Raw genomic sequence first — 21,087 nt, 5'->3', positions numbered from 1 at the left:
TTTATCCAACCTTCTCCTGATTTAATTTTGCAGCCATTTCCTTCTGAGCTGTTGGGAACATATGAGCGTAATGCATAGTAATATCAATATTCTCATGTCCCATTCTCTCTGCAATTGCAACAGGTGTAAAACCCATGTCAATCAACATTGACACATGTGAATGTCTCAGATCATGGACTCTGATACGCTTTACCCCCGCCGACTTCGCACCACGTTCCAATTCATGATGAAGATAACTTTTCGTAATTTGGAAAATCCTCTGATCCGGCATATAACCATAAAGCATCCCCAGATATTCACGTAACTCCTCACATAAAAAATCCGGGATATCAACAATTCTATTACCCCTTACTGTTTTTGGTCCTGTAAGATAGTCTTCACCCTGCAAACGTTGATATGACTTGCTGACACTGATTCTTTTATGCTCAAAGTCAATATCATTGGCCGTCAGCGCTAATAATTCACCTACACGCAGGCCTGCCCAATACAGAATCTCAAATGCATAGAATGATTGTGGCTTGTCCCATACTGCTTCAGAAAATTTCATATATTCTTCTTTCGTCCAAACAGTGATTTTTTTCTGACGCTCTCCTCCCATACCTCCCGCTTTATGAACAGGATTGGACTGTAATTCATATAACCGGATAGCATGATTAAATATTGCACTCAATTGTGCCTGTATCGTTCTCAAATAAGGCTTTGAATATCCTATTCCATTTTCATCACGAAATTCCATAAGTGTATTCTGCCATCTGATAATATCCGTGGCTTTGATTTCATTCATTTTTTTCTGTCCAAAATAAGGTATCAATTTTGTTTTGATGATATGTTCTTTTGTTAACCAGGTATTGTATTTGAGTCTGGGTTTCATATCCTCACCATACACCTCTATAAAGTCAGAAAAAAGCATATCTAATGAAGGGGCCTGTCGTTGTTTGAATTTTTGTTCCCATTCAAGTGCCTCTTTCTTTGTCCTGAACCCACGCTTTTTCTTTTTTCTATTGACTCCTTTCCAATCCCTATAATAAAATGCAACATACCAGGTATTTCTTTCTGTGTCTTTATAGGCTGCCATAAGTACCTCCTAACATCCCAATTTCAAACCATAAAATCGTTCTTCATAATATTTCCTGCTTACCCTGCCAGCAACTGTGAGATATCCCTTTTTACTTAGCTCATCATTCATCTGTTTGATCAGTTTGTATGCATATGGCTTGGAAACTCCCAAATCAGATGCAACTTGATCTGCTGTCACAAATATTGAATTTTCCATGGAAATCCCCCCTCCTTTAAGGGGCTTAGCATCACTTTATCCCTTAACCCCTCTTTTGTAAAATCTACCGCTTAAAATATTCTATACTTGACATTTACATCATGCGCAGCCAATTCCCACACTTATCGCAAGTGCTTTGTCTATTTTCCTCTGTGTCATTGGTGTAATCCTGCCAATATATTTTAAAAACCGTTTTCTATCTAAAGTACGGATTTGTTCCAGAAGGACAACAGAATCTTGTTTTAACAATGCGATTCCATAAACCTGCACATGGGTAGGCATTCTCACTTTTTTTCTGGCTGTAATGGCAGCCACAATAACTGTAGAACTGAATTGGTTCCCTGTATTATTTTGGATCACAACCACCGGTCTCACGCCGCCTTGTTCCGAACCAACTACAGGCTCCAGATTGGCATAAAAAATATCACCACGCCTAATCTGCCCCATTGTCATCTCCCCCTTTGATATGTATGTAAATATGAAGAAACAGCTTTGTTTTTCTTGACTTTAAAGCTATCAATGCATACTTTCAATATAATCCATCAATCGGCTGACTGCGAATCAGCTCCACGGGTCTTTCGGCCCCAGCCAGGTTCTCTGGCTGCCGTCCTCATTGCCGGGGACGCTCTTAACGCTCGGACTATGACTGGACAGGAGTATCATTATCACCATTGCTGGTCATGGCCTTATCAGGTTGCACCTGATCATATCCGAATACCGGTTATCGCTCTTTACCTATATTTAGTGAAATACAGCTTCTCACTAAAATATAATGGCAAGTCCTGGCGTGGTCTCAGAACGGCTCACATTTAACAGATTGACAATGGAAATGTGATTGATGGACGAATATTAAATTTTCAAGGTACATCCTATTTTTTCACTTCTATAAACCTGACACTTTAAAATATCCCTTTACTTGAAGGAAAATAGGCAAGAGATTTCCCTCTCTTACCTATTTCCACACTGAGAGGCCAAAAACGAAGCCTACTTTTCAAACTTTTTTAATTTTTTTTGTATTTTCTTTCTGGCAGTGTCCACGCTGTGCTGTACGGCACGGCTTGTACAGCCTTCCACCCTGGCGATCTGCTCATACGTCATATCCATCTCGTACCGAAGCAGAAATCTTCTTCTCTGTATGGACGGCAGTCCATCTATGGCATCCTTAAGTTCCTCCATCCGCAGCTTAGACAATATCTGCTCTTCCATGCTGATCTCAGAATGTACCGCCCGTCTGTGCTTCATTTCTTCTGATAATTCTAACTGTTCCAGATGCCGCTCATCAGAACGTATGTAATTCCGTTCTTTCCGCATAAGATTCTGCATCTCTTCAAAAACCTCTGCAGTGACCTCAGCTTCCTGGTATATGCCCTGGCCGTCCTTAAAAGAAACATAGTATTTCGTTTCTCCATCCTGTTGTTTTTCATAAAATGAATATATTCTTAACGTATCTTCCAAAACCCTTTCCTCCGATCTGAATTTTTTTGAAATTCAAATCAGAGGGAGGGGCTCTGGAATCATAAAAACTTTTCTGCCAATAAAAAAAGCACAGACAGATTTTTACAATCTGCTGTACTTTTCTTACATAAAGCCCAGGGGATAAATTACGACAAAATTCTACATCTTGAAGCCCGAACTTATCTACTAATAATACAAAGCTTTTTTTAGCTGATCATCAAAGAAGTCCTTCCAACATATATTTACGAAATACCTGTAATCGCAAAACAAACAATACAATATTTGAAACCAATCCCTATTTTCAAACATATCTTTTGCCTTAAAAACTGCATATTACAAAATTTCATAAACTATAGGGTGCCAAAAACTACCACAAACCAAATATAGTATAACATTTTTCACTAAAATCGGGATATCTACCTCTCATTTTATTAGGATATCATACCTAAAATATAATTATCTGTTATCGTTTATCTTCATAAAGATCAAATATGTAAAAACCAAACCTTTAGTTGCAATATAACCACCACAGTCGTATTATAAAATCCGTCACAAAAAGTAATCTGCTTTTCATTTGAATTTACGCAAATGATGGTTGCAGGCGCCTTACGATGTGTTTATATCATCAGCACCAATACCTACCATTTCAAGAATCAGAGTTTCTACATAACTACAGGAATGATACTCATAAATAATACACATCTATAGCAGAGATTTGCATATTCCCCTGTGCCTTCACGGATTATATTGCCGTAACACCTTAAAAACAAATTATGATAATGTATCCGCTATTCAACACCCCAAAGCAAAAGAAAGGCTGCGCAGCAATCATTACGCAGCCCTCCAACACTTTTATCGGATGAATATCTATTTACTTATTAACCACATTTACAGTATTTCCCTCTGCAAATGCTTTCAGATTATGAACAGCAATGTCTAAAAGACGTTTTCTTGATTCTTTTGGCGCCCATGAAATGTGCGGCGTGATAAAGCAGTTCTTTGCTTTTAATAATGGATTATCCCCTTTGATCGGCTCTGTGGATACTACATCCAGCCCTGCCGCCGCAACCTTCCCGGAATTCAGCGCGTCTGCCAGATCCTGCTCCACAACAAGCGGTCCTCTGGAATTATTCAGGATGATCACACCGTCCTTCATTTTCGCAATATTAACCTGATTGATGATTCCCTCTGTTGTGGGAAACAGGGGACAGTGAAGAGCAATGACATCGGATTCTGCCAGCAGCTCATCCAGATCTGCAGTTTTTTTCCATCCGGATACTGTTTCTCCCGGAATGCGTCAGCTGGGCTATAACAAAGGTATCTTTCTTTGTTTCATGGATTTTGGAGACCAGTTTGGAAAATGCATCTTCAGTTTCCTGACGCATCTACATCTGACGCGGTACGGATTTGCCTTCCTGATTGACAGATATGGATTCCATCCAGATCACACCGCTTCCGCCTGCAGCAAGCTCACAGTAACGTTTTACGGTACGCTCACTGGGAGCTCCTGATACCAGAGCATCCCCGCCCTCAATGGGCTGTGCCAGCAGACGGTTAGGGATTGTTTTTCCATTTACCTCAAGCGTCCTGTTTAATACGGAACGATCTTCCAGAAAAAGCAGGCCCCGTCTCAGCCGCGCTGCATCTGCCAGGAAATCGCTCTTTTTTGTATAGGCATATGGCTCATGCTTCATAGGAAAAACCTCTCTTTAATCTTCCTCTTTCTGAGGATTACATCTTAAATGGCAAATCTCATACGCATGGATACATTCGTCTACTGTCTCTGCCATTTCGATCACTTTGTTTGTCTCGTCTTCCGCCCACTTCTCAGCTCTGCAAATTTCCAGAAGCTCTTCCAGCATTTCTGCTTTGAATTTTACCGCGCCATCCCGGTCCATATGTACCAACTCACCCGGCTCAACTTCCATTCCGGCCACTTCCACTTTTCCATTCAATTCATAGATCATAGAGGGAGCAGTTGATGCTACGGTCCCTGGGATCATAAGCTAAATTCCATATCCTTCCAATTCTTCCACGTCACGGACTGCCCCATCACAGATAACGTTTTGTACTCCGCATATGTTGCATACACGGCCATACTGTCCGCCAAAATTACTGTCTGAAAGGTGCATTGCTTCCGGTTCATCTACCTGGATGACCAGTGTGACCGGCTTAGGGCTGGCATCAATCAAACGAAGCAGTTCAAAACGGTCGGGTGCCTCAAATTCCGGAACCGGAACTCCTACTCGCATGGTCACTACAAAACCGCATCTTGCCCCAACTTCTCTGTTAGTACAGTGGGTGGAAGCGTCTGTATAATATTTATCCATATCGTAGACCGCGTCGGCGGCGGTGACAGCTTTGGCGGAGGGCTGATCTACGCTCTGATCTCCGGGTACTCCTCTCAGGATGCCGTAGAATACGCGGTGGCTGCCTCTTGTATGAAACATACCATCGAGCATGACTTTAACCTGGTCACTGTGGATGAAGTCACTTCTCTGGCAGGCGGCAACGCAAGCGGCCGCGTGCAAAGATAAAACGATAAAAGAATCCCCAATGAAGCCGTAGCTTTGATTGGGGATTTCTGCTTCATTAAATCCATTCTTATCACCCGTACTCCATAGCCGGGAACTGAAAGTGCTATACGCAGCCCCGCAAATTTTTGCAGTCCCCACACAGTACCATATCCGGCCAGGCCGCCTGCTGTCAGGGTGATGGTCATATTGGGCGTTTTCCCCTACAAAAGAGATGCTTTAAGGCAGTAAAAAACTGTTTTTCGTCGGGTTTCAACGGAAGCTGTTTCCAGATATAATAATACCAATAAGTTCTTGGGACAGAATTTAAAAATATTATTCAGGAGGTATATTATGGCACTTTCATTGGATTCAAAAATCAGGGATATTATGAGATCAGAAGAGGGAAAGGCAGTAATGGAAAAATGGGCGCCGGGTTCATCAAAGGACCCCCGCATGAAACTTGTCGGTGCGCTTACCTACCGTAAACTGCTCAGCTATCCGGAGTCTGCGGAAACAGCCAAGCATTCTGATGAAATTGATGCAGATCTGAAAGCCTGTTCGAGGTAGATCAGCAAAAAAGGGCATTTATTTTGTGCAAGGTACGAAATAAATGCCCTTTTCACGTCATTACACAGGCTGTTTTTCCAGCCATTTTTCAAGACAGAGTGCTTTTAAGAGGATCTGCAGCAGAAGCCTGTGATCCGAGTTGTTCAAATTCAGAGAAAGCTCACTTTCGATACGTCCAATCCTTTCGATCAGCGTACTACGATGGATATACAGCCTCCGAGCGGTGGCTGCGTAGGACATGTTCTCTTCCAGGAAGGCGGACAGTGTCTCCAGATAAGAAACGCCTCCGTTGGAATCATGTGTCAGCAGACTGTCAAATCCCTGAGGAAAATATACTTCGATTGGAAATCCGCCAAGCGAATTTGCAATCATCTCATGCAGTGTAAATTCAGAAAAACAGTACAGATTTTGTTCCGGTTTATAAAGCCTTCCATTTTCAATGGCCGCCTCAGCCTGTAAATAGTAGGTGCGCAACATATACAGATCCGTGAAGGGATTGCTCTGTCCTGCACACAGATGCATCTCCAAAATGAGAGGAGATATGATCCTATCCAGCTCTTTTGAGGCAGAATCTTCTATGGAAAAGATATCCAAAGGAATCAGTCCAAAGATAGTATTGTCCTGCTCGAACAAGATACTTTCAGGAAGTTCCGACTCCAGCGCCGAACAGATATAACGCACCGGAAGGGACGAAAAATGCTTCAGACTGTGGATAGAAATACTGACATACTTCCGTTTATGATTGAAGTATTTCAGAAGGATCCGCTGATTTTGACTGAGGGGCATTTCATTCATTATAAGCTGCAGGATTTCTCTGAGCGAACTGTGTTCATTCTGCAGAAGGGATGGCGCAGCTTCCGCTACGCGCTGAATAATGTTTGCAAGATATTCCGCAAGCCAGTCTTCTCCATTTATATAAGTGTGATCACTCTGGTCAATATAAAGACAGCCTATGTAATGGTCATTCGCGTTAAAAAGATTGACACAAAGAAAATTTCCGGCATCGAATTTGAGCAGAAAGGCACCATGGCTGTCCATATCCGGCTCATTCTCTTTCAGAAAATCAAGAAACAATTGAAACTCCAACGTTTCTTTGGTCTGATTTTCCAGGTTTTGTCTGCTGTTCTTAGTCGGACAGACGGATGCTGCAAATTGAAAAGAATCGTCCAGGACATACATAGGGCATTCAAAGACAGGGTAAGAACACTCCAGAACATCCTGAATATCTGATGATCCCATAAAAAGTGCCAGCAAACGACTTTCCCATTCATAAAACAACTCATAAATATTCTGAACAGACTTATATACCTGGAAAAAATCCACCTTTTTTTTGATCAGAAGTACAGAAGCATGTTCCTTATAATAGGACAGTCGTACATTTTCACCAATGCAGATCAAAATAACATCTTTTTCGATCACCGGCCTTTGAGGGAGATGCTCCACCGTGGCCAGATAGACGTGGCCGGAATAAAGGTGCATGGTATTGTCGATAAAAAGCTCCGGATACTGCAATACCATCTCCGTCCCTTCACCTCCATACATGGTAACGGGATATTTTCTTTTCAAACGTTCATAGATCATATTAACGTTCAGCCTCACAGATATCACCTCTTTCTCTGTTTTTATTATACATTAAAAAATATAAGAAGCAACAGGACACCCTTATTTATGATGGGTATAGCATCAAAAAAACGGTCAAATGACAGGATTTAAAAAATAGGCTCCATCTACCATAATGAATTCTATAGAATCCTGTCCCGGGAACTATGGCAAGATAAAATCTCATACAGAAAGGTAGGGTTTTTACAATGGATTTTGATATGAATGCTGCGAATATCGAAATGTTGAAAAATTATGTTCAGATTGCAAGGCCGCTTGAAGAAATGTTCTCCGTAAAAGGAAAAGTAGCTATAGTGACAGGTGCAACTTCAGGTCTTGGTTTTAATATTGCTTTGAGACTTCTGCAGGGAGGAGCAAATGTAGTGATCGCCGGCAGTTCTCAAACAAAAGGAGATTACACCATTCCTATTCTGGCAGAGGCAGGATACGATGCAGACCGTGTGATATTCTGCAGGACAAACGTAGCGGCTGAAGAAGATATGGAGAATCTGGTCCGGACAGCAGACGAAACATTTGGATCAATTGATATTTATGTAAATAGTGCAGCTGTATGGAGCTATGCACATATTTACGACCTTCCGGCAGAAGAGTTCCGCCGTGTCGTGGATACGAATATCAGCGGCGCCTTCCTTGGGATCAAGCATGTGAGCAAATATATGATCAGCCATAAAATTCAGGGTAAGATTACATTGATCTCCTCGAATGCGGCATGGCTTCCATACCCGGTATTCGGAGGATATCCACATTATACCGCATCAAAAGGCGGTGTGAATTCCCTGGCGATCGAGGCTGCCAAAGAACTAAAGCGGTTTGGTATCATGGTAAATGCAGTAGCACCGGGTGGTATGGTGACTTCAGGGGCATCTGCAAACATGTGTGCGGACGGACTTTCCGAAGAAAAACAGGACGAGTTTTATGATGAACTGATGGTATGGCAAAATGACGGGACTCAGCCGGTTGACACAGTTGCCATCGTTGCTTATGCCATGAGCACGCCCATGTCTGACGGCATGACTGGTGAAATCGTGGTAGCTGATGCCGGTATGTCCCACAATATTGTAAAATATCAGGCAGCTATTGAACAATATCCGGAAGTGACTGACTGACATTTACAGAAAGGAAATGGCTATGGGTAAAAAAATAGATGAAAGAATTCCGCAAAACAGCGGTGAAGGTGCAAATTTTAAGAATTATTATGGAATCCGCTCCCCATGGAATAAGATTTATTCCTATCAGGAGGCGCTTCATTATGCGAGTAGGTTTGAATCTGTACTGAGTGCAGCTACGATACAGGCACTCAGGATCATTGTCCCGGACTATGAAGAGCGTGCCCAGATGATGTGTGAAGAGGCATTTGAAAGACTTTACACAACAGGTAAATATTATGGTGATGATGACGGTTTTGGAATCCATCCATTTATGTGCGGGCAGTATGCGGGGGCACTGATCGGAGATAAGGGTGACGATGCTCTTCTGATGTGCGGCAGATGCCAGGATTTTGGTACATATCGTGCGGAGAAGGAACTCGATGTCTGTGATTGGGATATCTGCGGTTCTGAATTATGCAGGACTACTACCATGTCTTTACAGGGACAGGCAAAGGCATCTGCAGAACGTAGGAGAAAAGGACCCGAAATAGATTATATGATGGTGGAGGCAAAAGGCTGCGGAGACCGGCACTGCCGTATCATAGCAGAATCAAGAGAAAAATATCCGGCTTTGCCGCACAAGCTGTGGGAAAGTTTTGGTCCTGCCGTGACAGATGACATGAAAAAGTATACGGAGGAGAAGGATTGTATAGATGAGTCCATGATGTTTCGGGAAGAATGCAATTACCATTTTGTAAACGGTACAAATAATGAGACGGATTCCAGTAATCAAATGATCAATATGAGTACCGGGGCATCCCTTTATATCCTTCCGGCCATTGCTGAGACCGTTAAACGCGGTTATGTGACAAGGCATCAGGCGGATCATATCCTGAAGTGCGTACTTGAAGCTGCCGGCAAAGCTATGTTTGGCGAGCGTTATGCCATCAAAGCCTGCAGGGACTGGCTCGGTGTCCCTTCTTCTTTCGGTGAAGACGCCCGTGTGATGGGCGCCCTGATTGAAATGCTGCTGCAGTCTCTGGTATGTGAATATGATGTAGAATCTTTTAATAAAGACGAAGTGGTCCTTATCATAGAGAGAAGCGGACTGGAGATCACCGCTACAAAAGACATGCCGGAAATCCACCTGTGGATGTGGCAGGGGATGGTGAAAACCCTGGTCAATGCACAGTGGTCTTTATGGGAAGAAAAATCTCCGGAGAGAAAGATGCGCATTAAAATCGCAAAAAAAATTGACAAATTCATGTAGAAAGGGGGAAGCAAAGATGTACAAAAATATATTTAAATATGATGATATGAAACGTTCGGAGCATATGGCTGTCAGAACTACAGTTGGCTGGTACTTCTGGACACATCAGCTTCTGGAGATTTCAGGTCCGGATGTGACTGCTTTTCTGGATTATATGTACCCGAATGATATCACATCCCTCGCAGTCGGAAGGGACCGCTATACAACCATGCTGGACGAACAGGGCGAGATCATTGATGATGTTGTGATCATGAGAATGGATAAAGAACGGTATTGGGTATCTACACTTTATGCAACGAAAACAGATGACTGGTGGTATTTTCACCAGGGAAATTTTAATGTAGAGTGGAGAGAGATTACAGATGAATGGGAAATGTATGCTGTACAGGGGCCTAAATCCAGGGATCTGGTAGAAAGTCTTGTCAGGGATTCTGTCAGCAATCTGAAATTTTTTGCCCATATGGATACAGAAATAGACCAAATGCCCTGTCTGATTAACCGAAGTGGTTTCAGCGGGGAAAAATTCGGCTATGAAATTTATATCCATCCGGAAAATCGCGATGCACTGGAGGCACTGATAAAACCCGCAGCAGAAAAACTGGGCGGCAAAGAAGTGACAGAATTCCAGGTAATGGCATGGACACTGCCTACAGAAGCAAATTATTATTATATGAGGGATCTGGCGCACACGAATCCTTTTGAGACAGGGCTTGATAAAAATATCAACTGGAAAAAGGAATTTATCGGCAAAGAAGCGCTTCTCGAAATACGGGAGGAAGGGCCAACACGGGAGATGCTTGGCTTTGAGGTTCCTGAACCGGACATCTATATCCGTTCCAAACAGTACGGCGGCCCCGGGGAACCGGTATACCTGAGCGGGGAGGAAATAGGACGGGTTTCAAAACTCGTATATTCCTACATGAAAGACGTCAATATCGGATATATTCTTGCCCAAAAAGGAAAGCTGCATGTAGGGGACCATATCCAAATCCATGGATATGAAGCGGTGATCACTGAGAAAAACTGGATGAATTAGATGGAGATCCTTCATTTTTCTAATTGGGGGCAGTTTAATCAGTTGTTTAAACAACATTTTGGTATGTTACCGAGTAAATACAGACAGTCCCGCATTTTTCCCTGTTTTTATTATAGCAATTATGTGACCAGAATCAAACTCCTTTACAAAATTTTACCCCATCGGAACATAGTCACCTGTGTCCCGATGGGGTAAAATCCCAGAATCGCTCATGGCCAGCCTATTGGCTTTTTATTTGCAGGCAGAGTCATTTGATTTATTCTAATCTTGATACCGCCTCCTGCAGCAGCTCAATGATCGGCAGGTGCTGCGGGCATACACTCTCACATTGCCCACATGCAATACAGTCGCTGGCTTTAACGGATGAATTACTTGTCAGGTTATTATAAAACATTCTTGGCCTGTTATCCGTTGGATATAATCTTGCAGTATTTAAAGCATGAAATATATCCGGAATCAGAATTTTAGAAGGACATCCGTCACAGCAGTAGCGGCAGGAAGTACATGGAACCAAAGACATATCCTGCATCTTTTTTACCACCTTCTCTATCACCTGATACTCCTCTTTTGTAAGTGGCTGAAAATCACCGAAAGTCTGCAGATTATCCCGCATCTGTTCTTCTGTGGACATTCCGCTTAAGATCGTCACCACGCCCTCCAGCGACCCCACAAAACGCAGCGCCCAGGAAGCCGTAGAAGCATCTGGATGAACGGCTTTTAACATCTCTTCCAGTTCCGGCTGCAGATTTGCCAGCATTCCGCCCTTTACCGGCTCCATTACAATGATCGGGATGTTACGCTGATGCAGTATTTCATATAGTCTCCCCGAATGTACCACCTGATTATTCCAATCTGCATAATTTAACTGAATCTGCACAAAATCAATCTCAAGGTGCTCATTCAGCACCTGTTCCAGCAATTCCGGAGTGCCATGAAAGGAAAAACCAAAATGCCTGATCTTCCCCTCTTCCTTTTTTTGCATTCCCCAACGAAAGCAGTCATATTTTACATATGTATCATAATTATTTCCATCTTCCAGGCTATGCAGCAGATAGAAATCAAAATAGCTGACTCCGCAGCGCTCCAACTGCTCATTAAAGATCAGGTCACGGTCCATCGGTCCGCTCATTGTCCATGCCGGCAGTATGCCGCTGCCAGCCAAAAACCAGTCACCGACAATCTGTCCGACCGGATTGTTCAGTACATGAGTGAACATTCGGACAGGGTAACTCTGAAAGACATCGCGGCGCAGTTTTCCTATCATCCAAATTACATTTCCACCCTGTTGCGCCGGGAGGTGGGAAAGTCTTTCTCTGAAATATTACTTTCACAGCGCATGGAACGGGCGGTGATTCTTTTACGTGGGACGGATTTAACAATCAGCGAAATTGCACTGATGCTGGGATACAGTAACAGCAGTAATTTTTATAAAACGTTCCGGGAGTATTACGGGGTTTCACCGAGGGAATATGCTTCCTAAACTGACATATCTGCTGAAGCAGACATTACAATGGAGTGATAGTCAATAGCTCCAGTTCTCAGAACCTGCAAGATGGTATAGTTCAAGGGGAGGATGTGACCGATGACGGTCACATCCTCCCCTGTTTTAGGCTATCTATTTCCCGACAGCCCCTCCTTTTCGTTTTCTATTATTATCCGGAATACTTTTTGTCACAATGCTACCAGAACCGATAACTGAGTTATTCCCAGCAGAAATCCCCGGCATAATTTTCACACCGCTAACTATCCAAACATTATTTCACTGGCTGTAAAATCTTTCACGCCTTCACACTGAACTTATGTTTTCCTGGTTCCAGTATCCGTGTGCTTTCATCCGGCAAGATCACCTCTGCCTCTGTATTTGGAGGAATCTCTACATCAAAGATCAGCTTGTCCCCCTCATATTTCCATCCGCTTGCAATCTCTCCCACCGGTGATCGGTATGAGGCTTTTGCATATTGTAGCAGTCTATAGGGCATTGGTCTGATTGTGATTTTGTTTCCTTCCAAATGAATCCCGCACACCCCCTGGAACAGCCAGCCGCAGACTGCTCCATAGGAATAATGATTCAAAGAAGCTTTTGGTTTCCCGTTTTCATCAATTCCATCCCAGGTCTCCCAGATTGTTGTTGCGCCCTTTTTGACCGCATACAGCCAGCTGGGCATGGTGTCCTGCAGCAGAAGCTTATATGCAGTCTCCAGATATCCATACTCCGCCAAAATGGGGCAGAGAGAAGGTGTGGATAAGAATCCTGTGTTCAGATGATAACCATCATTGATAACCAATTGATCAAGCTCTGCTGCCGCCTGAGCCTTTTCTTCCTGGTTCAATAAATCAAATGCGATAGCGCGTACATATTCTGCCTGTCTGACGGAGTTGATTTTTCCGTCTTCTGTGGCAATGTAGCGGAACGCTTTCTTTGCATTTTCAGCAATTTGGCGGTAATTCTCTTCATCCACATTTTTCCCCAGTATCCCGGCGATTTCAGAAAGAAGTTTTCCTGAATATGCAAAATAGGCAGTTGAAACTTTTTCCTGAGGTGTACGCATGGCCATGGTACTCTCCACATCCGGCTCGCACCATTCCCCATAGTCTACACCCGTCTCGATGGTATAATTTCTATATGGATTCTTTTTTAATCGTTTAATAGGATTCAACGGTTTTTGTTTTGCTCTGTTTTCCAGGAACTGATACCATTTCTGCATCATCTCATAATTTTCTTCCAGTATGCGGATATCACCCGTCCACTTATACATCACATAAGGAACGATAATAGAAGCATCTCCCCAGCCAACAGAACCTGCAAGCATTCCGGAAAAGAAACTTGGTTTATTGTTTTTCGGCGCAATATTGGCGACTTTTCCGTCCTCATACTGATTCAGACGGCATTCCCCAAGCCATTTGCGAATCACCGGATAACAGTCTTCCAGAAATAAGCCGGTTTCCGCAAATACTCCCATATCTCCTGTCCACGCTGCACGTTCTCTTGTAGGGCAGTCTGTGGGCACATCACAGAAATTGGATTTTTGGCTCCAGATGCTGTTCTGCACCAATTGATTCACATAGATATCAGAGCATTCAAATGTCCCCGTCTGCTCCATATCCGAATAAACTGCGATGGAAGTAAATCTGGCCTCTGCCAGATCTATCTCTGTCTCAACTTTTGCATACCGGAATCCCCAGATAGTAAAGCGGGATTTATAATGATTTTCTCCCTCTTTGCAGATATATGTCACCCTCTGCTCTGTTCCGCCCTCTTTGTGACGCTTGCGGTCCTGGAAATTTTCTGCTGTAAAATTGCCGTTTTCATCCAGCGTTTCCCCATGGGTCAGGACAATCTTGTCTCCTTCGTGGGCCCAAACCGTAAATTCCACATATCCGGCCAGATTTTGTCCATAATCAATTACGGTTTCACCATTTGGCGTCTGTATGATTTTCCCTTCAAACCGTTCTCGTTCTGCAATTGGAAGACTGTTGGAGCACACAAGATTTTTCAGGCCAAACGCTTCCGTCTTAACCGGATGAAACTCCGTTATTTCTTCCAGCATCGCATCATAAGTCTCGCCCTGCTGCATATCATTTTCCCGGAGGGGGCCATTCTGGGAGGCTGTCCAGTTCTCATTTGAGATACAGATCACCTGACCCTCTGCCTCCAGTTGGAAATACAGCGCCACATCTTCCCCGTATAAATTACGGTCTCCATCCACACCGGAACAGCTTCGGTACCAGCCATCCCCCAGGATAACCATGACCTCATTCTTTCCCTTTTTTATAAGTGGTGTCACATCATATGTTTGATAAGCCAGGGATTTATCGTAGGAGCTTGTCCCTGGCGCCAGAACAAAACTGCCCACTCTTTCTCCATTTAAATATGCCTCATAAAGGCCATGACAGGTAATATAAAGTCTTGCATCCGACACTTGATCCGCCTCAAAAGATGTTCTTAAATAACTTGCCGGTTTGTGCACTGCCGGGTCACATTCCAGTTCCGGGTTTATCCATTTTGCATGAAAATCCGATTCCTCCAGCAGTCCCATCTCAAACACTGCCGGTTCGCTCCACTCTCCGGCTTCTTCTTTTTCATCCCAGAGGCGTACCTTCCAGATTACGTTCTGTCTGCTTTTTGGAACACTTCCGTATATGGCGTGCATCTGGTTTGTATAGACTTTACCACTCTTCCAGACAGTGCTTTTGCCGCTTATTGCTTCAATTTCATAGGCACTTTGTCTCTTTCCTCCCTGACATGTCCATGACAGATAAGGCTTTGCGACATCAATACCTAAAGGATTTTCCATGTGCTCTGTTTTCAGATTAACTGCTTTCATAGCTTTGTAACCTTTCCCTTTGTGATTCCGTTTTCATTGTATGCGTCTACACGGACAAAATAATCCTGCCCTTTCACCAGCGCCCCGATCCTCTTGTCAATCCTTCCTTCACTGCCCGTTTCCACATCCCTGACGCTGCGGTAAATCTGGTAACTGTGATAAAGTTTTTCTTCCTCATGACCCCAGCAGATATTATAACCTGTAGCATCTTTCTTCCCTTCTACAGCCACCAGTAAATCTAATTCATCCTCACTTCTGCCTGCCTCAAATACAGGCACATCCGGTTTTTCTCCCGTTCCTATTCCGAAGATACGCAGCCCGGAAATGCAGGGTTCCACCCCATATGGAATCTCAATCACGGTAAGCCGCACATAACGAATCTGAAGGCCATTTTCACGCACGATAAAATCATGAGGCAGATCTGTCACGGCCTCTGATTTGTCCTCTATAACGAAATACTCTTTTCCATCCAGCGAGCCTTCCAGTTTCCATCTTGTCCGCAGATTTCTTTCCTCGATATACCGGGGCTGTGTGGCTGTGCCCTTAATCTCTCCCGGCGACTCAATAGGAAGAGCATCATCTGCAAAGTTAATCTGAACTGCCCTTACATCCATTGCTTTCTCCAAATCAACTTCTATCCATTCCCCGGGTTCACTGCCTGCGGCTCTCCACCAGTTTTGTGAGTCTTCGTTTACCGCTTTATCTGCATCCTTGCCCTTCGCTGCAGAAGACGCCTTTGCAGGTTTTGCATAGCTTAAAAGATACCATTTCGGTTCATTCCAGGGGTTTATTTTTCCCTCTTCCACTGCTATGGGCCAATCCCCATAATTCTGATTGCAGAACAGCTCTCCATCCTGGTCAAATCCTGCCGGCCAGATTCCAATACGGCGTTCAAACTGGTGGTTCACACTGATTCTCATGGTAGAGGTATGCCAGAGATTTTCCTCCCTGTCCCACATGGTTGACCCATGACCGGCCCCCGGCATGAAACCGCCCGGATGATAGGAAAATGGATTGTTTGCCGCCAATGAAAACGGACCAAGAGGTGAATCCGACACATACACGCCGTCTGCATAAGTATTATACTGTGCTCCCGGGCATGCATACTGAAGATAATATTTTCCGCCAAACTTATCCATCCACGGCCCCTCTATAAAAGGCCGCCTTGTAAACATCCCCCGGATCTGCGGTGCATACACTTTCGGAAGCTGTTCTTCTGTCATATTGCTCTGCTTCAGGAAGCCCTGAAACATCATCTCCACCTCTTCCTCACTGCGGGGAAACTCACAATGATCAACCCCCATCCGTTCGTATCCTCTCTCATAGGGATTGCCCTCAATCACCACTTTCCTCTCTGTCTTAGGGAGCATAGTCTCCGGCTCCAATTCCACACCCCATACAGGAGTGATATTAGAACACCCCCAATAAAAATAAATTTTCCCATCCTCATCAAAAAACAAATTCGGGTCCCAAAAATCAAAGGTACCTGCAATCTCCTCATAGGGACCCCTGATAATATCTCTGGTCCGGTAATAATTACAGTTTTCTCCCTTCTTCGATGCGCTGAAATACACATAATCACCGCATACCCTTACATCCGGCGCATAATCATAAAGGGGAAGATTCTTTGGAAGAGAATATGACTCCCAGTTTACCATATCCTCCGATACCCAGACACTCAGATTCATAGAGGCAAAAATATAATACTTTCCCTGAAACTGGATCATAGAAGGGTCAGCCCCCTCTCTGTCAATCTGCAGCTTTCCATTAGAACGCGGATCCATATTAAACTGATACCGATACGGTACATTAACAGGATTACAATAATACTTCATCTATTAACTCCTCTCAATAAGTCCGCCCAAATGTTTCAGACTTGGTTTTGCGGTTCTCTTCTGTGTGCTTCTGTCAACGGCAATTAACCCAAATGTCATGGAATACCCTTTCTGCCACTCAAAATTATCCATCAATGACCAGTACAGATACCCTTTCACCGGAATACCGTCTGCGATACAATTTGCCACACCATCTGTTGCCTTATTGATAAAGTCCACACGCACGGTATCATCCGCAACTGCAATGCCGTTTTCCGTCACTATAACAGGCATATTCAATTCCTTATATACTTTCCTGATACAGGCTTCCAGCGCCTGGGGATAAATTTCATAATCCATCTGTGTCAGTTCTGCACCCTGGGGCACCGCACAAATCCCATCCGCATCCATCACAGACCGTGTATAATTCTGAAGTCCAAAGAAATCATCCTCTTTTATGTAGGGCAGATAATGTAAAAATTCTTCGTCCCATTCCTCTTCTGCCCGTTTTTCTCCTCCTTCTTTTGCCTGGATATCATGAAGGGAAAGCGTAAGTCCCACCTGAAGATTGGCATTTACCTCTTTGATGGCTTTCTTTGCAGCCTGGTGGGCTTTCATAACCAGAATATCGCCTTTGGGTGTCCTGCCGCTTACAAATACCTGGGGTGTGGTTACACCGAACACCTCCATATTTTCCCGGGCCTGGTTCTCCATATTCTCCATCATCTTCTGCATATTCAGGCCAACCTGCACGGTTCCCTCTGTGCCTTTTGCCGCCTCTTTATCCGCATCGGCTCCTGCTCCCTGTTTCATTTTCTCCATCATCTGTGCTTTATATCTTGCGGAAATGGCGGCAATCTGAAGTCCCATATTTGCCTCATTGATGGTACAGATGTAATGCATATATGAGCCTAATTTTTCCACCACATACTTACAGTAATTCGCAAATAACCCGATGGTTTCTTCATTCTCCCAACCACCCTCTTCTATCAGCCATTTAGGTGATGTAAAATGCAGCATTGTGACAACCGGCTCGATTCCATAATTCCTGCAGCACTCCAATACTTTGCGGTAATGCTCGATTTCCTTCTCATCAAACTCGCCTTTTACCGGTTCAATTCTTGCCCATTCAATGGAAAAGCGATAAGCATTTAACCCTGCCTCTGCCATCATTTTAATATCCTCTTCATAGCGGTTGTAATGATCAACTGCATCCATTGACGGCTCTGCAAAAGAAGTATATTTCATATGTTCCATGGCCCAGTAATCACTGTTTTTATTATTGCCTTCTACCTGATGTGCTGCTGTTGCAGCGCCAATCAGGAATCCCTTTTCAAATTTTCCCATAACCTGCCTCCTTTTTCTGTTATACCATATGTTGTTTCAAAAATTTTGCACTGAGCTGCAGTGATCTTACCGGTGATTTGTCTGCCCAGTTCTTGTGGCTCTCCAGAATGATTGCCTCCACATCCACGTCAAGGGCCTGCCGCACCAATTCTTCCAGATTCATATTGCCGTATCCCAGCTCCATACTGTCAGATTTCAGGATTGGTGTCATAGACGGGCCGCTTACTTTTGTTCCCCGGTCATTGATATGATAGAGTTTCATCCGCTCTCCCAGCTTTTTCATAAGAGTTATGGCCGATACACCCGCTTCCGTAGGCCAGTAAGAATCCAGTTCAAAATTCACATATTCTGGATTCGTTTCTTCTATTATCATATCATATGCCGTTTTCCCCGGCTCCACTTTTCGGAATTCACTGTTGTGATTATGATATAAGAGCTGAATGCCAGAATCCTTAAGCACTTTTCCTGAACGGTTCAAGTCATCTGACAGTTTCCTGACAGCATCTTTATCTGAATAATCAAAACGATACATTCCCGTAATCACGATTTTATCTGTTCCGAATTTCTCTGCTTCTGCAATCACAGTCTCCGGTTCTCTCTGAATGGTTCCCAGGTCTTCATGAAGACTTACACAGCTAAGACCCGCCTGGTCCAGTAACTTTTTCCAGTCAAATTGTCCGCCTTTTCCAACCGGCATACCGGCTGCTTTTGTCATTACCCGGACCAGAAATGAAGACGGGCGTATCATAAAACCATTCAATTCTATCCCATCATAACCTGCCGCCTTTATCTGCTTTAGCGTCTCCTGCGCCTGTTTTTCATTTTTTGTAACCGTTCCAAGCATGATCTGCTGTACTGCTTTTTTTGCCATTTCTATTCTATCCTCTTTCTTTCAGGTCGTCTCCTCACTGTTTTTACCAGTATAAAATAAATCCATCTCTCATGTGTCTCTTTTTTCACTAAAAAGTTCCTGTTTTCACGTTATCGAAAGTCATAACGAAATTCCTATCTTTTTGCAAAATATTTAAACATCTAAAATTTCTCTATTATGCTATTATAATAAAAAACTGTCAGGTCAAAAGTTTCTGCCGTAAGAATTTTTTGACCTCGCTACCTCCAAAACGAAAGGCGGAATGATATCATGCATTTAAAAGAAAACTGCAGTCTGGAAGATTTTTTGAACAAAGTAAAAGAATGCCGCTCCAAAGTCACCTTTGAAACTTCAGAAGGAGACATCCTGGCAATGCAAAGCACCTTATGCCAGTTGATTTTTGTCTCCCTCCAGCATCAGCCGGCACTCCTCTATGGCGGAGAGATACGCTGTGAAGATAAAAACGATTACGAAATCCTGAAAGACTATCTAATTTAACTGTACCTTTTCAAAAAACTCAATGACAGGATCTCATTACAGCGTATGGCGCAATACTTTGTATTGTTTGTACATGGCAATGACTGCCACAATCGTAGCTATACCGTCTGCCAATGTATGTGCCAGCGCAATTCCTAAAAATCCCATCAAATGATTCATGAGAAATAAAAACGGTATTAACAGCACTCCCTGTCTGAGAAGGGAAACAATTGTTGCTGTCACTGCATTTCCGGCTGCCTGCAGAAAATTTGTGCCCAGATAATAAAATCCGATAACAGGACTTGCCAGCACAAGGTATACCACTAACTGTTTCCCCATCCCTGCTGCGGCAGCATCCTTTAAGAACATCCCTATCAAAGTATCTCTGGCAAAAATACATCCGGCTGCTGCTGCCAATCCAATGACAACCGTCAAAAGGCTCAGAGCTTTTAAAATTTCTTTCAGCCTGGATACATTGCGCGCTCCGTAATTATATGCCAGCATGGGCTGCACTCCCATACATATCCCCATCTGGATCATGGATATGATCATAGTAGCCTTGCCGGCTGCCGCCATAGCCGCAACTGCATTGGTACCGTACAGAACCAGAAGATTATTGGAAAAAGTAGCAGCAAATCCGCTCAAAATACTGGAAATTCCGTTTGGCATTCCAACTGCAATAATATGCAGTAAAGATTTCGGTTTCCGAATGGCATAAGATGGTTTCAGACTCAGGATCTGACCTTTTTTTCGGATATAAATCACATAATAAATGGTGCTGACAGCATTTCCAAGAAGTGTCGCGGCCGCAGCTCCTTTTACCCCCCATCCAAAAACCAGTATAAATACGGGGTCCAATATAATATTGAGTATTGTACCCGTCATATTTCCAAGCAGACCTTCTTTGATCGCACCGTCAGCCCGGAGTAAAGCCCCCAGGGTCGTGGATAAAAGCATCATCGGCGCCCCCAGTGCCAGAATCCGCATATAATCCTTCGCATACACGAAAATCTCTGCATTCGCTCCCAGCAGCCCCAGAACAAAATTGGAAGCGATCAGCATGACAATGGTGCAGATAACTCCAAATACTGCCGCTGTGTAAAAGCAAAGACTGCCATACGTCCTGGCATCCTCAATTTCTCCTGTCCCCGCCGCTTTTGCGATCACTGAACAACCGCCGATTCCAAGCATAGTGGCCGCAGCAGCAGCCAGGGAAAATACCGGACTCACAACCGATACTGCAGCCACCTGTGCCGTATCTCCCAACTGGCCGATAAAGAACATGTCAGCCATATTGTAAAAAAACATCACCAGAATAGTAATACAAGACGGCACCGCCATAGAAAAAACGGCTGTCCAGACCGGCTTATGTTCAAACAGTTCCTGACTCTTTAATGTTTTGTCATTCACACTCCATTCCCCTTTGCT

20 protein-coding genes and 2 pseudogenes are annotated in these 21,087 nt (G+C 43.7%); 7 read left to right on the top strand and 15 right to left on the bottom strand.

What is annotated here, in order from left to right; genetic code table 11:
* Nucleotide 1: 1 nt before the first annotated feature.
* The 8 genes and pseudogenes from LC508_RS22825 to LC508_RS28655 all read right to left on the bottom strand — a co-directional run bounded on the left by LC508_RS22825 (nt 2) and on the right by LC508_RS28655 (nt 5,058).
* Nucleotides 2-1,075 carry a site-specific integrase gene (locus tag LC508_RS22825; RefSeq protein WP_054350612.1) on the bottom strand — a complete coding sequence of 358 codons (1,074 nt, stop codon included), beginning with the start codon at nt 1,073-1,075 and terminating at the stop codon, nt 2-4.
* Between the two features lie 9 nt (nt 1,076-1,084).
* A complete protein-coding gene (locus LC508_RS22820; RefSeq protein WP_054350611.1) occupies nt 1,085-1,273 on the bottom strand; it encodes a hypothetical protein in 189 nt (62 codons plus the stop codon).
* A 99-nt stretch (nt 1,274-1,372) separates the two neighbouring features.
* Nucleotides 1,373-1,720, bottom strand: coding sequence for a type II toxin-antitoxin system PemK/MazF family toxin (locus LC508_RS22815; protein ID WP_330425186.1), 348 nt, complete (start codon nt 1,718-1,720; stop codon nt 1,373-1,375).
* Between the two features lie 537 nt (nt 1,721-2,257).
* Nucleotides 2,258-2,728, bottom strand: a complete 471-nt coding sequence (locus LC508_RS22810; RefSeq protein WP_118593874.1) for an RNA polymerase sigma factor — start codon at nt 2,726-2,728, stop codon at nt 2,258-2,260.
* Between the two features lie 871 nt (nt 2,729-3,599).
* Nucleotides 3,600-3,986, bottom strand: a pseudogene (locus LC508_RS22805) (NAD(P)-dependent oxidoreductase); the annotation flags it as partial.
* A 127-nt stretch (nt 3,987-4,113) separates the two neighbouring features.
* Nucleotides 4,114-4,422: a hypothetical protein gene (locus LC508_RS22800; RefSeq protein WP_054350607.1), complete on the bottom strand. Its 309-nt coding sequence runs from the start codon at nt 4,420-4,422 to the stop codon at nt 4,114-4,116.
* A 15-nt stretch (nt 4,423-4,437) separates the two neighbouring features.
* A complete protein-coding gene (locus LC508_RS22795; protein WP_103733161.1) occupies nt 4,438-4,731 on the bottom strand; it encodes an RraA family protein in 294 nt (97 codons plus the stop codon).
* A 3-nt stretch (nt 4,732-4,734) separates the two neighbouring features.
* The gene (locus LC508_RS28655) at nt 4,735-5,058 is read right to left on the bottom strand and encodes an RraA family protein (protein ID WP_054350605.1); all 324 of its coding nucleotides are present in this window, start codon (nt 5,056-5,058) and stop codon (nt 4,735-4,737) included.
* On the opposite strand from LC508_RS28655, the pseudogene LC508_RS28650 reads away from it, so the two are divergent.
* Nucleotides 5,053-5,265: pseudogene (locus LC508_RS28650) on the top strand (PfkB family carbohydrate kinase); the annotation flags it as partial. The gene LC508_RS28655 and the pseudogene LC508_RS28650 sit on opposite strands and share 6 nt — an antisense overlap.
* Nucleotides 5,266-5,595: 330 nt before the next feature.
* Nucleotides 5,596-5,811 carry a hypothetical protein gene (locus LC508_RS22780; protein ID WP_054350603.1) on the top strand — a complete coding sequence of 72 codons (216 nt, stop codon included), beginning with the start codon at nt 5,596-5,598 and terminating at the stop codon, nt 5,809-5,811.
* A gap of 60 nt (nt 5,812-5,871) precedes the next feature.
* On the opposite strand, the gene LC508_RS22775 is transcribed toward LC508_RS22780, so the two are convergent.
* Nucleotides 5,872-7,410 (bottom strand): PucR family transcriptional regulator, encoded by a 1,539-nt coding sequence (locus LC508_RS22775; RefSeq protein WP_118593875.1) that lies wholly within the window; start codon nt 7,408-7,410, stop codon nt 5,872-5,874.
* A 209-nt stretch (nt 7,411-7,619) separates the two neighbouring features.
* Here LC508_RS22775 and LC508_RS22770 point away from each other — a divergent pair, with 209 nt between their 5' ends.
* From LC508_RS22770 to LC508_RS22760, 3 genes are read left to right on the top strand one after another with little or no spacing between them, the layout of a single operon-like run.
* Complete coding sequence (locus LC508_RS22770) at nt 7,620-8,537, top strand: SDR family NAD(P)-dependent oxidoreductase (protein WP_054350600.1); 918 nt, start codon at nt 7,620-7,622, stop codon at nt 8,535-8,537.
* A 22-nt stretch (nt 8,538-8,559) separates the two neighbouring features.
* Complete coding sequence (locus LC508_RS22765) at nt 8,560-9,789, top strand: Rcat domain-containing protein (protein ID WP_103731064.1); 1,230 nt, start codon at nt 8,560-8,562, stop codon at nt 9,787-9,789.
* 16 nt (nt 9,790-9,805) lie between these two features.
* The gene (locus LC508_RS22760) at nt 9,806-10,825 is read left to right on the top strand and encodes an aminomethyltransferase family protein (protein ID WP_158587256.1); all 1,020 of its coding nucleotides are present in this window, start codon (nt 9,806-9,808) and stop codon (nt 10,823-10,825) included.
* A 256-nt stretch (nt 10,826-11,081) separates the two neighbouring features.
* Here the strand turns inward: LC508_RS22760 and LC508_RS22755 are convergent, their stop codons facing one another.
* Nucleotides 11,082-12,089: an aldo/keto reductase gene (locus tag LC508_RS22755; RefSeq protein ID WP_103731062.1), complete on the bottom strand. Its 1,008-nt coding sequence runs from the start codon at nt 12,087-12,089 to the stop codon at nt 11,082-11,084.
* Between LC508_RS22755 and LC508_RS28645 the strand changes: the two genes are divergently transcribed.
* The gene (locus LC508_RS28645) at nt 12,030-12,305 is read left to right on the top strand and encodes a helix-turn-helix transcriptional regulator (protein WP_103731061.1); all 276 of its coding nucleotides are present in this window, start codon (nt 12,030-12,032) and stop codon (nt 12,303-12,305) included. The genes LC508_RS22755 and LC508_RS28645 overlap by 60 nt on opposite strands.
* Before the next feature lie 298 nt (nt 12,306-12,603).
* On the opposite strand, the gene LC508_RS22745 is transcribed toward LC508_RS28645, so the two are convergent.
* The 4 genes from LC508_RS22745 to LC508_RS22730 are packed head-to-tail and all read right to left on the bottom strand — an operon-like array spanning nt 12,604 to nt 19,182.
* Nucleotides 12,604-15,150, bottom strand: coding sequence for an alpha-L-rhamnosidase (locus tag LC508_RS22745; RefSeq protein WP_103731060.1), 2,547 nt, complete (start codon nt 15,148-15,150; stop codon nt 12,604-12,606).
* A complete protein-coding gene (locus LC508_RS22740) occupies nt 15,147-16,985 on the bottom strand; it encodes a family 43 glycosylhydrolase (protein ID WP_103731059.1) in 1,839 nt (612 codons plus the stop codon). Before LC508_RS22740 ends, LC508_RS22745 begins: the two co-directional genes overlap by 4 nt.
* 3 nt (nt 16,986-16,988) lie before the next feature.
* Nucleotides 16,989-18,311: a glycoside hydrolase family 1 protein gene (locus LC508_RS22735; protein ID WP_103731058.1), complete on the bottom strand. Its 1,323-nt coding sequence runs from the start codon at nt 18,309-18,311 to the stop codon at nt 16,989-16,991.
* Between the two features lie 19 nt (nt 18,312-18,330).
* Nucleotides 18,331-19,182 carry a sugar phosphate isomerase/epimerase family protein gene (locus LC508_RS22730; RefSeq protein ID WP_054350593.1) on the bottom strand — a complete coding sequence of 284 codons (852 nt, stop codon included), beginning with the start codon at nt 19,180-19,182 and terminating at the stop codon, nt 18,331-18,333.
* Between the two features lie 270 nt (nt 19,183-19,452).
* On the opposite strand from LC508_RS22730, the gene LC508_RS22725 reads away from it, so the two are divergent.
* Nucleotides 19,453-19,680 carry a hypothetical protein gene (locus LC508_RS22725; protein WP_103731057.1) on the top strand — a complete coding sequence of 76 codons (228 nt, stop codon included), beginning with the start codon at nt 19,453-19,455 and terminating at the stop codon, nt 19,678-19,680.
* A gap of 36 nt (nt 19,681-19,716) precedes the next feature.
* Here LC508_RS22725 and LC508_RS22720 read toward each other — a convergent pair whose 3' ends face one another.
* The gene (locus tag LC508_RS22720; protein ID WP_103731056.1) at nt 19,717-21,069 is read right to left on the bottom strand and encodes an MATE family efflux transporter; all 1,353 of its coding nucleotides are present in this window, start codon (nt 21,067-21,069) and stop codon (nt 19,717-19,719) included.
* Between the last annotated feature and the right edge of the window lie 18 nt (nt 21,070-21,087).

Origin of the sequence: Blautia parvula (genome assembly GCF_020215665.1) — a bacterium.
In the GTDB taxonomy this organism is placed as follows: Bacteria; Bacillota; Clostridia; order Lachnospirales; family Lachnospiraceae; genus Blautia; species Blautia celeris.
This window is presented reverse-complemented; position numbering and strand designations above follow the sequence as displayed.

What these genes read in the sequence shown, in the direction of transcription:
- LC508_RS22825 (WP_054350612.1), bottom strand. Translation starts at nt 1,075, where the DNA reads ATGGCAGCCTATAAAGACACAGAAAGAAATACCTGGTATGTTGCATTT.
- LC508_RS22820 (WP_054350611.1), bottom strand. Translation starts at nt 1,273, where the DNA reads ATGGAAAATTCAATATTTGTGACAGCAGATCAAGTTGCATCTGATTTG.
- LC508_RS22815 (WP_330425186.1), bottom strand. Translation starts at nt 1,720, where the DNA reads ATGGGGCAGATTAGGCGTGGTGATATTTTTTATGCCAATCTGGAGCCT.
- LC508_RS22800 (WP_054350607.1), bottom strand. Translation starts at nt 4,422, where the DNA reads ATGAAGCATGAGCCATATGCCTATACAAAAAAGAGCGATTTCCTGGCA.
- LC508_RS22795 (WP_103733161.1), bottom strand. Translation starts at nt 4,731, where the DNA reads ATGATCCCAGGGACCGTAGCATCAACTGCTCCCTCTATGATCTATGAA.
- LC508_RS28655 (WP_054350605.1), bottom strand. Translation starts at nt 5,058, where the DNA reads ATGGATAAATATTATACAGACGCTTCCACCCACTGTACTAACAGAGAA.
- LC508_RS22780 (WP_054350603.1), top strand. Translation starts at nt 5,596, where the DNA reads ATGGCACTTTCATTGGATTCAAAAATCAGGGATATTATGAGATCAGAA.
- LC508_RS22770 (WP_054350600.1), top strand. Translation starts at nt 7,620, where the DNA reads ATGGATTTTGATATGAATGCTGCGAATATCGAAATGTTGAAAAATTAT.
- LC508_RS22765 (WP_103731064.1), top strand. Translation starts at nt 8,560, where the DNA reads ATGGGTAAAAAAATAGATGAAAGAATTCCGCAAAACAGCGGTGAAGGT.
- LC508_RS22760 (WP_158587256.1), top strand. Translation starts at nt 9,806, where the DNA reads ATGTACAAAAATATATTTAAATATGATGATATGAAACGTTCGGAGCAT.
- LC508_RS28645 (WP_103731061.1), top strand. Translation starts at nt 12,030, where the DNA reads ATGAGTGAACATTCGGACAGGGTAACTCTGAAAGACATCGCGGCGCAG.
- LC508_RS22755 (WP_103731062.1), bottom strand. Translation starts at nt 12,089, where the DNA reads ATGATAGGAAAACTGCGCCGCGATGTCTTTCAGAGTTACCCTGTCCGA.
- LC508_RS22745 (WP_103731060.1), bottom strand. Translation starts at nt 15,150, where the DNA reads ATGAAAGCAGTTAATCTGAAAACAGAGCACATGGAAAATCCTTTAGGT.
- LC508_RS22740 (WP_103731059.1), bottom strand. Translation starts at nt 16,985, where the DNA reads ATGAAGTATTATTGTAATCCTGTTAATGTACCGTATCGGTATCAGTTT.
- LC508_RS22735 (WP_103731058.1), bottom strand. Translation starts at nt 18,311, where the DNA reads ATGGGAAAATTTGAAAAGGGATTCCTGATTGGCGCTGCAACAGCAGCA.
- LC508_RS22730 (WP_054350593.1), bottom strand. Translation starts at nt 19,182, where the DNA reads ATGGCAAAAAAAGCAGTACAGCAGATCATGCTTGGAACGGTTACAAAA.
- LC508_RS22725 (WP_103731057.1), top strand. Translation starts at nt 19,453, where the DNA reads ATGCATTTAAAAGAAAACTGCAGTCTGGAAGATTTTTTGAACAAAGTA.